The sequence below is a fragment of the Pseudomonas sp. BS-2016 genome (assembly GCF_001806145.1).
Classification (GTDB): Bacteria; Pseudomonadota; Gammaproteobacteria; order Pseudomonadales; family Pseudomonadaceae; genus Aquipseudomonas; species Aquipseudomonas lundensis.
This window is the reverse complement of sequence record NZ_MLCT01000015.1, coordinates 391092-402455: the sequence shown is the minus strand read 5'-3', so window position 1 is coordinate 402455 and position 11364 is coordinate 391092. Positions and strand designations below refer to the sequence as shown.

11 protein-coding genes are annotated in these 11364 nt (G+C 57.7%); 3 read left to right on the top strand and 8 right to left on the bottom strand.

The features are described 5' to 3' along the window. Window positions 1–78: 78 nt before the first annotated feature. From BKD70_RS07275 to BKD70_RS07260, 4 genes are read right to left on the bottom strand one after another with little or no spacing between them, the layout of a single operon-like run. Entirely contained in the window at window positions 79–1236 is a 1158-nt protein-coding gene (locus tag BKD70_RS07275; RefSeq protein ID WP_047273689.1) for a betaine/proline/choline family ABC transporter ATP-binding protein, read from the bottom strand. Then, window positions 1233–1886: an ABC transporter permease gene (locus BKD70_RS07270; protein ID WP_047273691.1), complete on the bottom strand. Its 654-nt coding sequence runs from the start codon at window positions 1884–1886 to the stop codon at window positions 1233–1235. The genes BKD70_RS07275 and BKD70_RS07270 overlap by 4 nt, the downstream gene beginning before the upstream one ends. Window positions 1887–1895: 9 nt before the next feature. Then, window positions 1896–2789, bottom strand: a complete 894-nt coding sequence (locus BKD70_RS07265) for a glycine betaine ABC transporter substrate-binding protein (RefSeq protein ID WP_047273692.1) — start codon at window positions 2787–2789, stop codon at window positions 1896–1898. A 24-nt stretch (window positions 2790–2813) separates the two neighbouring features. Next, window positions 2814–3530, bottom strand: coding sequence for an ABC transporter permease (locus BKD70_RS07260; protein ID WP_047273694.1), 717 nt, complete (start codon window positions 3528–3530; stop codon window positions 2814–2816). A gap of 339 nt (window positions 3531–3869) precedes the next feature. On the opposite strand from BKD70_RS07260, the gene BKD70_RS07255 reads away from it, so the two are divergent. The 3 genes from BKD70_RS07255 to BKD70_RS07245 all read left to right on the top strand — a co-directional run bounded on the left by BKD70_RS07255 (window position 3870) and on the right by BKD70_RS07245 (window position 7358). Continuing rightward, window positions 3870–5453, top strand: coding sequence for a peptide chain release factor 3 (locus BKD70_RS07255; RefSeq protein WP_047273695.1), 1584 nt, complete (start codon window positions 3870–3872; stop codon window positions 5451–5453). A gap of 407 nt (window positions 5454–5860) precedes the next feature. After that, entirely contained in the window at window positions 5861–6808 is a 948-nt protein-coding gene (locus BKD70_RS07250; protein ID WP_052892210.1) for a hypothetical protein, read from the top strand. A gap of 223 nt (window positions 6809–7031) precedes the next feature. Continuing rightward, complete coding sequence (locus tag BKD70_RS07245) at window positions 7032–7358, top strand: hypothetical protein (RefSeq protein WP_047273697.1); 327 nt, start codon at window positions 7032–7034, stop codon at window positions 7356–7358. Window positions 7359–7442: 84 nt separating this feature from the next. Here the strand turns inward: BKD70_RS07245 and BKD70_RS07240 are convergent, their stop codons facing one another. From BKD70_RS07240 to BKD70_RS07225, 4 genes are read right to left on the bottom strand one after another with little or no spacing between them, the layout of a single operon-like run. Then, window positions 7443–8414, bottom strand: coding sequence for a peptide ABC transporter ATP-binding protein (locus tag BKD70_RS07240; RefSeq protein ID WP_047273698.1), 972 nt, complete (start codon window positions 8412–8414; stop codon window positions 7443–7445). Beyond that, a complete protein-coding gene (locus tag BKD70_RS07235; RefSeq protein WP_047273700.1) occupies window positions 8414–9382 on the bottom strand; it encodes an ABC transporter ATP-binding protein in 969 nt (322 codons plus the stop codon). The genes BKD70_RS07240 and BKD70_RS07235 overlap by 1 nt, the downstream gene beginning before the upstream one ends. Before the next feature lie 10 nt (window positions 9383–9392). After that, the gene (locus BKD70_RS07230; RefSeq protein ID WP_047273702.1) at window positions 9393–10304 is read right to left on the bottom strand and encodes an ABC transporter permease subunit; all 912 of its coding nucleotides are present in this window, start codon (window positions 10302–10304) and stop codon (window positions 9393–9395) included. A 10-nt stretch (window positions 10305–10314) separates the two neighbouring features. After that, complete coding sequence (locus tag BKD70_RS07225; protein WP_047273705.1) at window positions 10315–11325, bottom strand: ABC transporter permease subunit; 1011 nt, start codon at window positions 11323–11325, stop codon at window positions 10315–10317. Window positions 11326–11364 lie beyond the last annotated feature (39 nt).

The window sequence follows — 11364 nt, the reverse complement described above, 5'->3', positions numbered from 1 at the left end:
GCTCTGCTCCCGTTTCATAGCGGTTTGCAATGAAACGGGAGGCAGAGCCTGGAGCGGATTGCGCCTGCGGGATGCGATTTAAGCCAGTGCGGTCTCGGCTGGGGACACGATGCTGGTCTTGGCGCCACGTGAACGACCGGAGCTTAAATAAGCCGCGATCGATTCCTGGGTGACTTCACCCTGGAACACACGCTCGGTGTCCATTACCGGCAACCACGAACGGTTAAATTCGTACATGCGCGACAACAGGATGCGCAAGTGTTCCTCGGACGCCGCCGTGGCGGTGAATTCGCGCAGGAACTGCCCGCATGTGCCGGTCTGGCGATGCAAGTCGCGACGCCGTACATAACCCAGCGCCTTGTTGTCGGCGCAGGTGACCACCACATAGCGACGGTCAAGTTCGTCCATCAGTTCCAGTGCTTCGCCCACCGGGGTTTCAGGGCTGACTGAAGGGGCGTTGTCGGCTGCGTCTTCAGCCTTGACCAGCAGCAGACGCTTGAGGGTGCTGTCCTGACCGACAAAGTTGCTGACAAACTCGTCGGCAGGGTGGGCGAGCAGGGTGTCGGGGTGGTCCATCTGCAACAGCTTGCCGCCCCGGAAAATCGCAATCTTGTCGCCCAGCTTGATGGCTTCGTCAATGTCGTGGCTGACCATGATTACGGTCTTGTTCAGCGCCCGTTGCATCTCGAAGAATTCGTTCTGGATCATTTCACGGTTGATCGGGTCAACGGCGCCGAACGGTTCATCCATCAACAGCAGCGGGGCATCAGCGGCCAGGGCGCGAATCACGCCGATGCGCTGTTGCTGGCCGCCCGACAGCTCGCGCGGGTAGCGGTGCAGATACTGCTTGGGTTCAAGCTTGATCATGCTCATCAATTCACGTGCCCGCTCATGGCACTTCTGTTTGTCCCAGCCCAGCAGCCTGGGTACGACCGTGATGTTTTCTTCGATGGTCATGTTCGGAAACAAACCGATCTGCTGAATCACGTAACCGATGTTGCGACGCAGGGTCACCGGGTCGAGGTCAGTGGTGTCTTCACCGTTGATCAGAATCTTGCCGGAGGTGGGCTTGATCAGGCGGTTGATCATTTTCAACGTGGTGCTTTTGCCGCAACCCGATGGCCCGAGGAATACGCAGATTTCGCCTTCGTTGACGGTCAGGTTTACCGAGTCGACGGCTTTGACATCTTTGCCGTTGCTTTGGAAGGTTTTGCTGAGGTTTTGAAGTTCGATCATTTGAGCAGTCCTTTTGGAGTCAGCGAGCGTTGCAGCCATTGCAAAAGCAGGTCAGCGATGATGGCCAGTACACTGACCAGCACGGCGCCGACGATCAGCATCGACATATCGCTGCGGCTGATGGCAGCCAGAATAAGTACACCCAGACCGCCGGCGCCGATGGTGGCGGCGATGGTCATTACCCCGATGTTCATCACGACAGCGGTGCGTACACCGGCCAGAATCACCGGCACCGCGATGGGCAATTCGACCATGCGCAGGCGCTGGCCGAAGGTCATGCCGATGCCGCGGGCGGCTTCACGAATGCCCGGTTCAACACCGGTGAGCGCAAGAAAGGTATTGCGCATGATGGGCAGCAGTGAATAAAGGAACACGGCCGTGATGGCCGGCATCGGCCCCAGGCCCTGACCGAACTTGGAGTAGAACGGCAGCAGCAGGCCGAACAGGGCGATGGACGGGATGGTCAGCAGCACCGTGGCGCTGGCCTGCATCGGCCCGGCTAACGACGGGAAGCGCGTCATCAGCACGCCCAACGGCACGCCGACCACAATGGCCAAGGTGACGGCGATGCCGACCAGGGTGATGTGCTGCCATGTGAGGTGCAGTACAAGCGTCCAGTCCATGTGGGAAAAGGCGTTTAGAAATTCCATGTCTTCTCCTCAGTTGAGCGGGTGTTGGCGCAGGAAGTCGGCGGCCACTTTGGACGGGCTTTCGTGGTCCACGTCGACCCGGGCGTTAAGCTGACGCATGGTTTCATCGTCAAACAGGTCGGCCAGCGGCTTGAGCAGGCTTTCGAGATCCGGGTGCTGATCCAGATAGGCTTTACGCACGACGGGAGCGGCGGTGTAGTCCGGGAAGTAATGCAGGTCATCGTTCAGCAGCTTGAGGTTGAACGCACTCAAACGGCCGTCGGTTGTGTAGACCAGACCGGCAAACACTTGGCTGTTTTTCAGCGCGGTGTAGACGAGACCGGCGTCCATTTGGCGAATGTTGCGACGGGTCAAGTCCATGTCGTAGAGCTTGACCAGCCCGCCCAGTCCGTCAGAACGGTTGGCAAATTCGGTGTCCAGCGCCACCAAGGCCGTTTCGTGCTCAGGGTCGCGCAGGGCTTTGTTCAGGTCGCTGATGCTGTTGATCTGCGGGTATTGCTCAGCCACTTTTTGCGGTAGCGCCAATGCAAAGGTGTTGCTGAACTTGGACGGGTGCAGCCAGATCAAGCCTTGCTTGGCGTCGACTTCTTTAACGCGGTCGTAGGATTGCTGGCTGTCGAGTTTGTCAGTGATGTGGTTGTACGCCACCAGCGAGACCCCGGTGTATTCCCACACCATGTCCAGCTGTCCCGATTCCTGGGCCGACCGTGCCAGGCTGCTGCCCAGCCCGCCCGTGACTTGCGCGTTATAGCCCTTGGCGTTGAGGTATTGCGAGGTGATTTCAGCGAGCAGTGTTTGCTCGGTGAATACCCGTGCCCCGATGCGGATCAAAGGTTTTTCAGCGGCCTGCACAATTCCTGCGCACAGCAGGATGCAGCCTAAAAACAAGCTTATTTTTTTCATGGGTTTTCCTATGCTCAGCCCGACCTAAACAGGTCGCAGACCGCGTTCCAACCATTGGCGGCTGATGAGTATCACCAAGCCGTCGAGCAGCAATGCCAGCAGCGCAGTACACGCGGCGCCGAGGATCAATTGCGGCTGATTGTTGAGGGCGATGCCGGGGAAAATCAGGCTGCCCAGGCTGTTGGCGCCGATCAGGAACGCCAGTGGCGCAGTCCCGACGTTGATCGCCAGTGCAACCCGCACACCGCCCATGATGATGGGCACGGCGTTGGGTAACTCGACGCGCCAAAGCACTTGGCGCGGGGTCATGCCAATGCCGACGGCGGCTTCTTTGAGTGAACCCTGGACGTTCTTCAAGCCTTCGTAGGTGTTGCGCACAATGGGCAGCAACGAGGCGAGAAACAGGGCGAAGATGGCGGGGCCGCTACCGATCCCCAGAAAGCCCAGTGCAATGGCCAGTACAGCCAGCGGCGGGACGGTGTTGCCGATGTTGAAGACTTGCATGAAGCGTTCCGCACGTCCGGCCATTGAAGGTCGGCTGAGGAAAATGCCGGCGGGTATCCCTACGAGGAGGGCGGCGAGCATTGAAACGAGTACGAGGTACAGATGGGCTTGCAGGTAGAACAACAGATCATCTTGATAGTGTTCGATAGTGCTGATGCCGATCCAATGGACCAACAGGGCCAGGAGGGCGACAACTGCCACGCAACCTATAAGCCCTTTTCCATAGCGATTAGCCACAGGCGGACTCCTTTTTTTTAGTCGGCGGACACATTCTCGTGTGGCAACGCCATTCCTGGCTGCCGACAATGTGTTCGCGAAGAGCAACAGGCGGGGGCAGAGTAAACGCCGGCATCGCCTGTCATTAGCGCAGCCTCGTCAGGCTAACTTGCTGATATTTCAGCCCCTGACGGTATGTCTTATCAGGAGAGTGGACGCCTCCACCGCTCAAAAGGTTCACATTTTTTACGGCACATTGCCACCCTTGTGATTCAGACCAAGGCACCAACGGTGGCTGCGGATGCCGGATTTGGGCTATAATACGCGCCCTTTTTTGAATCAATCGTCAGGCGATTTCCCATGACCCATCAGGCCGCCGAAGTCGCGAAACGCCGCACTTTCGCCATCATTTCCCACCCCGATGCGGGTAAAACCACCATCACCGAGAAACTCTTGCTGATGGGCAAGGCCATTGCCGTTGCCGGTACGGTGAAATCGCGAAAGTCCGACCGCCATGCCACCTCCGACTGGATGGAAATGGAGAAACAACGGGGTATCTCGATTACCACGTCGGTCATGCAGTTCCCGTATCGCGACCACATGATCAACCTGCTCGACACCCCGGGCCACGAAGACTTCTCGGAAGACACCTACCGTACGCTGACAGCCGTCGACTCTGCTTTGATGGTGCTCGATGGCGGTAAAGGTGTCGAACCGCGCACCATCGCCCTGATGGACGTTTGCCGTCTGCGTGATACACCGATCGTCAGCTTCATCAACAAACTCGACCGGGACATCCGCGACCCGATCGAGCTGCTGGACGAAATCGAAGCCGTACTCAAAATCAAGGCGGCGCCGATCACCTGGCCGATTGGTTGCTACCGCGACTTCAAGGGTGTTTATCACCTGGCGGGCGACTACATCATTGTGTACACCGCCGGTCATGGCCACGAACGCACCGACGTCAAAATCATCGAGAAGCTCGACTCCGACGAGGCGCGTGCGCATCTGGGTGACGAGTACGACCGTTTTGTCGATCAACTGGAACTGGTCCAGGGCGCCTGCCATGAATTCAACCAGCAAGAATTCCTCGACGGTCAACTGACTCCTGTCTTCTTCGGTACAGCCTTGGGCAACTTCGGTGTCGACCATGTCCTGGATGCGGTGGTGGACTGGGCGCCAATGCCTCTGGCCCGTGTGGCCAACGAGCGTACGGTTGAGCCGGAAGAAGAAAAATTCACCGGCTTCGTGTTCAAGATTCAGGCGAACATGGACCCAAAACACCGCGACCGAATCGCCTTCATGCGTATTTGCTCGGGCAAGTACGAAAAAGGCATGAAGATGCGCCACGTCCGCACCGGCAAGGATGTGCGCATCGGCGACGCTTTGACGTTCTTCTCCTCGGAGCGTGAACAGCTCGAAGAAGCCTACGCTGGTGACATCATCGGCCTGCATAACCACGGCACCATCCAGATCGGCGACACGTTCAGCGAAGGCGAGAGCCTGAGCTTTACCGGTATCCCGCACTTTGCCCCGGAACTGTTCCGTCGCGTACGTCTACGCGACCCGCTCAAGTCCAAGCAATTGCGCCAGGGTTTGCAGCAACTGGCCGAAGAGGGCGCCACTCAGGTGTTCTTCCCCGAGCGCAGCAACGACATCATTCTGGGTGCGGTGGGTGTGCTGCAGTTCGACGTGGTAGCGAGCCGTCTGAAGGAAGAATACAAAGTGGAATGCTCCTACGAGCCGATCACGGTGTGGTCGGCGCGCTGGATCGAATGCAGCGATAAGAAGAAGCTGGAAGAATTCAGCGTCAAAGCGGTGGAAAACCTTGCGCTCGACGGCGGCGGTCACTTGACCTACCTCGCACCGACGCGGGTTAACCTCGCATTGATGGAAGAGCGTTGGCCTGATGTGAAGTTCCGCGCGACACGTGAGCATCACTAAGGTGTGACCCCTCGATAACGCAGGCGATGTCTGCGTTGAATGCCAGTCAGTTCTGCTGACTGGCATTTTTTTTGGGTCTTTTTTTTGAGTTCGGTTCTGATTGCATTTAGGCCTATCGAAAAACGGACGCGTTGATAACGCTCAACACAGCAGCGTTGAGTGGGACGGGTGGGGTAGCCACACGACAGGAGCATGTTGTTTGCGCAATCCTACAGAAAAGTCTGAGGGGTGTTGTCGTACAAGCAGAGATGAGTCTTGTATTAATGCTCTTTGTTGTGTGAGCACTCGCTTTTAGGCAGTTTCGTTTTAGTGTTTCTTAATAGATGCATAACAACTTCAACTGCCAATGTAGGTAAGTTGAATAAGAAGGTAGCTGTCAAGATGATGGCTTTAAGGACGATAAAGACATGAATGGATTCGACGATAAACCAGGCTTTCAAATAAAGGAAAACGACACGGCTAAACGTGTCGATGAAGAGGAATGTGAGTTGCTCAATGAGCAGGATGGCTTGACTGTTGGTTCGGCGCACAATGACGCGCAAACAGAAGAAAGCGACGTTTCAGACGCGAAGATGGCGAGCTTGAAGTTAAGTCTTAAACCTTTGAAGCCTCCGAAGCTAACGGGGCATCCAGCCGGCACGAAGCCGCCGTTTAAACCTCCTGTTTCCCCCCCGGCAAAACCTCCGATAAAGCCACCGGTGAAACCCCCTGTAAAACCTCCAGTCAAGCCTCCCGTTAAGCCCCCGGTTAAGCCTCCCGTAACCAATCCGGCAACCACGGGTGGTGGTCGAGGCCAGATCAGCGAGGCCCTGCAGTTCATTCTGGCGAATTTCGTTGCGCCTGCTGCTGTTGAGATCGTTGTTGATCAGATTACCGGCAAGCGAACCGTTAAACACCCCGAAGGCAGTCAGCAAAATGCAGACGGTTCTGTTACTCATCCCGACGGCACTACCGTTATGCCTGATGGTTCGGTCAAGCATCCTGATGGCAGTACCACCCGAGCGGATGGTGTTTGGGTCTCGAAAACGGGCGATACATTGGACAACAAAACGGGCATCTACACCTTTTCTACGGGCGAGTCCGTGCAAGGTGTAAAAAATAGCAGTGGTGAGTGGACGTTTCCGGACGGGAAAGGCGCGCAAGGTGATGAGAAGGGTTCAGGAGGCTCAGACACACTGCCTGAAGGTGCGCAAAAAAATAGTGACGGAAGTATCACTACAGCCGATGGCGTTACGACCTATGAGAATGGCGATAGCTTTAATGACAATACCGGTCTGTTTACGTTCAAAGATGGCAGCACGACTCAAGGCGTTAAAGGCGATGACGGTGCTTGGGGGTTTCCTGAAGTTAAATAAAGTCGATTAAAAGCAGCGCCCGTTTTCGTGCATAAACGTGGCTATATAAAGATCAGCGATAACCTCTAGTACGAGCTGATCTAACGGTCACGTTTTGGAATGCTCGCCTTGAAAGTTGGCGAAGACGTCTTTCAGCGACTATTTTTAAAACCTCCACGAGGCGTAACAGCGGTGACGTCTCAGCTATTCACGCGTGCGCTTGAGCATTCAGGGAGAGTTCTACATGAGGATTTATCAACGTTTTGTCATGTTGTTAAAAATCATGATGTTGCTGACAGTGAGCGCCTCAACGGCGTGGGCGAGCAATCCGCTGCAAGGTCAGGCCGCCGGGTTTTCTGCAACCGGTGTGCCGGGGCCAACGGTCAATGCGATTTACAAATCGGAATCCGAACCGGGTGATCAAGGGCAGGGAGGAAGCGCGGGGGATGATGATCAGGTCGATGGCGATGAAGACGCGGTTGACAGCACCACCCATAGCGAGGACGGCAAGACCGATCGCAAGGACGATGACAGTGTTGATCACGGCAAGTCCAGCGATGGTCAGTACTAGTCCTTGAGGTTCCTCCAACAGCTGAATAAAAAACGCGCCTCTGAACAGGCGCGTTTTTCTTTAGCTCGTATTCTTTAGCCCGTATTAAGTGAGGAATTGCTCGGCGTAGTGGCAGGCCACCTGGCGGTTATCGAGCAAGCGCAATGCGGGTTCATCCGTGCTGCACAGCGCTGTCGCATAGGGGCAGCGCTTGTGAAATGCGCAACCTGAAGGCGGGTTAAGCGGGTTAGGCAGCTCCCCGACGATCTTGATTTTCGGCTTCAGCGGATCGGGATGAATGGTCGGGGTGGCTGACAGCAGCGCTTGGGTATAGGGGTGTAGCGGCCGAGTGTAGATCTCCTCTTTGGGCCCCATTTCCACCGGGCGGCCGAGGTACATCACCAACACTTGATCGGCTACGTGCCGCACCACTGCCAGGTTGTGCGAGATGAACACATAGGCTGTATTGAACTCTTGCTGCAGGTCCATGAACAAGTTGAGCACTTGTGCCTGGATCGATACGTCGAGGGCGGACGTCGGTTCGTCGGCCACCAGCACTTTGGGTTGCAGCATCATGGCGCGGGCCAAGGCGATTCGCTGGCGTTGACCGCCGGAGAACATGTGCGGATAGCGCTGATAATGCTCAGGCCGCAAGCCGACTTGCTTCATCATTGCCTGCACTTTTTCGCGCCGTTCGGCAGCGCTCAGCGAGGTATTGATCAGCAGGGGTTCGGCCAGTTGATCACCGATTTTCTGACGGGGGTTAAGTGACGCATAGGGGCTTTGGAACACCATCTGCACGTCTTTACGCAGCTGTTTGCGCTCGGCCTTGTTAGCCCCGGCGACCTCGTGCCCGGCGATTTTCAGCGAGCCGGACGACGGCTCTTCAATCAGCGTCAGCGCGCGGGCAAGGGTGGACTTGCCGCATCCGGACTCTCCCACCACGGCCAGGGTTTTGCCTGCTTCCAGTTCAAACGACACGCCATTGAGGGCGCGCACTAGTGCATGGCCCTTGAACAGGCCACGGGACACTTCGTAGTGACGGGTTAGGTCGCGGGCGGTAAGAACGACAGTCATTACGCCACCTCCTGATTCAAGGGGAAGAAGCAGCGCACCTGGCTGTTGGCTTTGGGTTCCAGCGCCGGACGCTGTTGACGGCAGGTGTCCTGAACGTACGGGCAGCGCGGCGACAGCAGGCAGCCTTGCGGGCGGTCATAGCGGCCCGGCACGATGCCGGGCAGGGTAGACAGACGTGAAGCGCCCATGCTGTGTTCCGGAATGGCGGCCAGCAACGCCTCGCTATAAGGGTGCGCGGGGACGTCAAACAACCCCGGCACCTGACCGATTTCCACCGCCTGGCCTGCATACATCACGCACACGCGCTGGGCGGTTTCAGCCACGACCGCCAGGTCGTGGGTGATGAGCACCAGGCCCATGTTCTGCTCGCGTTGCAGGTTGAGCAGCAGGTCCATGATTTGCGCCTGAATGGTCACGTCGAGTGCCGTTGTGGGTTCGTCGGCAATTAACAATTTGGGCTCGCCCGCAATGGCCATGGCGATTGCCACGCGCTGGCTCATGCCCCCGGACAATTGGTGCGGGTAGGCGTCCATGCGGCTGGCCGCGCCGGGGATTTCAACCTTTTCCAGCAGCTCGATGGCGCGTTTGCGTGCGGCCCTGCCGGACATTTTCAGGTGCAGGCGCAGCACTTCTTCGATTTGAAAGCCCACGGTGTAGCTGGGGTTGAGTGCGGTCATGGGGTCTTGAAAGACCATGGCCATGTCCTTGCCGACAATTTGCCGCCGTTGACGCGGGTTCAGGGTCAGCATGTTCTTACCGTCGAAGTTCAGTGCGTCGGCGGTGACGAGGCCAGGGTGCTCGATCAACCCCATCAGCGCCATCATGGTCACGGATTTGCCCGAACCCGATTCGCCGACGATGGCCAGTACTTCACCTTTATCCACAGACAGGCTCAACCCGTCGACCACTGGCACCGCCTTGGCGTCGCCAAAACGGACGTTGAGATTCTTGATTTCTAACAGTGACATGGGAATCTCCTCAGGCGGCGTTCTTGAGTTTCGGGTCCAGCGCATCGCGCAGGCCGTCGCCCATCAGGTTGATTGCCAGCACGCTGAGCAAAATGGTCAGGCCGGGCAGGCTGACGACCCACCAAGCGCGTTCGATGTAATCGCGGGCCGAGGCCAGCATGGTGCCCCACTCGGGGGTTGGCGGCTGTACGCCCAGGCCCAGAAAGCCCAGGGCCGCTGCGTCGAGGATGGCCGAAGAGAAACTCAGGGTGGCCTGAACGATCAGCGGCGCCATGCAGTTGGGCAGTACCGTGACGAACATCAAGCGCGGCAGGCTGGCACCCGCCAGACGGGCGGCGGTCACGTAGTCGCGGTTCAGTTCGCCCATGACCGCTGCGCGGGTCAGGCGTACGTAAGAAGGCAACGACACCACGGCAATGGCGATCACGGTGTTAATCAGGCCAGGGCCGAGGATGGCGACAATCGCCACCGCCAGCAGCAATGAAGGCAGGGCCAGCATGATGTCCATCAAGCGCATGATGCCGGGGCCGAGAAAGCGCGGGAAAAACCCGGCGAACAGGCCGAGGATCACACCCGGAATCAACGAGATGACCACTGACGACAGACCGATCAGCAGGGACAGGCGCGAGCCTTCGATCAGTCGCGACAGCAAGTCACGGCCCAGTTCATCGGTGCCCAGCAGAAATTGCATTTGCCCGCCTTCAAGCCACGCCGGTGGCGTCAGCAGGAAATCGCGGTATTGCTCGCTCGGGTTATGCGGGGCGACCCATGGCGCAAAAATCGCGCAGAACACGATGATGCTCATGAAGATCAGGCCGGCCACGGCGCCCTTGTTGCGGGAAAACGCGTGCCAGAATTCTTTGTAAGGCGATGGATAAAGCAGGCTTTGATCCACGGCGGTAGCAGGGGTAGGTGTGCTCATGGTCATGATCTCAGCGCTGATGACGGATGCGAGGGTTGGCAAAGCCGTAGAGGATGTCCACCACGAAGTTGACCAGAATCACCAGGCAGGCGATTAACAGGATGCCGTTTTGCACCACGGGATAGTCCCGGGCGCCAATGGCTTCGATCAGCCATTTGCCGATGCCCGGCCACGAGAAGATGGTTTCAGTCAGTACAGCGCCCGCCAGCAGGGTGCCGACTTGCAGGCCTACCACGGTCAATACCGGGATCAGCGCATTGCGCAAGCCGTGTACGAAAACCACGCGTGCGGGTGACAGGCCTTTAGCGCGGGCGGTACGGATGTAATCTTCGCGCAGCACCTCGAGCATGGAGGAACGGGTCATGCGCGCGATCACGGCCAGCGGGATGGTGCCCAGCACGATGGCGGGCAGAATCATGTGGTGCAACGCGTCCCAGAAGGCTTCGGGTTCATCGCTGAGCAAGGTGTCAATCAGCATGAAGCCGGTTTTGGGCTCGATGTCGTAGAGCAGGTCGATACGCCCGGACACCGGGGTCCATCCCAGGCTCACGGAGAAGAACATGATGAGGATCAGGCCCCACCAGAAGATCGGCATCGAATACCCCGCGAGGGAGATGCCCATCACCCCATGGTCAAATAGCGAGCCTCGCTTGAGCGCTGCGATGACCCCGGCCAGCAGCCCGAGTACACCGGCGAACAACAGCGCGGCCATCGACAGTTCAAGGGTGGCGGGGAACAGCGCGGTAAATTCGGTCCACACGCTTTCGCGGGTTCTCAACGATTCGCCCAGATCGCCGTGGGCGAGCTTGGTCACGTAGTCGAAATACTGTTCGTAGAGCGGTTTGTTCAGGCCCAGTCGTTCCATGGCCTGAGCATGCATCTCTGGATCGACCCGACGTTCCCCCATCATGACTTCGACCGGATCGCCGGGGATCATGCGAATCAGGGCGAACGTCAGCAGGGTGATGCCGAAGAACGTAGGGATCAGGAGCCCTATTCGGCGGGCAATAAAACTAAACATCGTGTGGTGTACCTCATCAGCCGGTTAGGCAGGACCGCC

Coding starts and splice junctions, on each gene's coding strand:
- BKD70_RS07225 (WP_047273705.1), bottom strand. CDS start 11,325: ATGTTTAGTTTTATTGCCCGCCGAATAGGGCTCCTGATCCCTACGTTC.
- BKD70_RS07250 (WP_052892210.1), top strand. CDS start 5,861: ATGAATGGATTCGACGATAAACCAGGCTTTCAAATAAAGGAAAACGAC.
- BKD70_RS07245 (WP_047273697.1), top strand. CDS start 7,032: ATGAGGATTTATCAACGTTTTGTCATGTTGTTAAAAATCATGATGTTG.
- BKD70_RS07265 (WP_047273692.1), bottom strand. CDS start 2,789: ATGAAAAAAATAAGCTTGTTTTTAGGCTGCATCCTGCTGTGCGCAGGA.
- BKD70_RS07240 (WP_047273698.1), bottom strand. CDS start 8,414: ATGACTGTCGTTCTTACCGCCCGCGACCTAACCCGTCACTACGAAGTG.
- BKD70_RS07270 (WP_047273691.1), bottom strand. CDS start 1,886: ATGGAATTTCTAAACGCCTTTTCCCACATGGACTGGACGCTTGTACTG.
- BKD70_RS07255 (WP_047273695.1), top strand. CDS start 3,870: ATGACCCATCAGGCCGCCGAAGTCGCGAAACGCCGCACTTTCGCCATC.
- BKD70_RS07235 (WP_047273700.1), bottom strand. CDS start 9,382: ATGTCACTGTTAGAAATCAAGAATCTCAACGTCCGTTTTGGCGACGCC.
- BKD70_RS07275 (WP_047273689.1), bottom strand. CDS start 1,236: ATGATCGAACTTCAAAACCTCAGCAAAACCTTCCAAAGCAACGGCAAA.
- BKD70_RS07230 (WP_047273702.1), bottom strand. CDS start 10,304: ATGAGCACACCTACCCCTGCTACCGCCGTGGATCAAAGCCTGCTTTAT.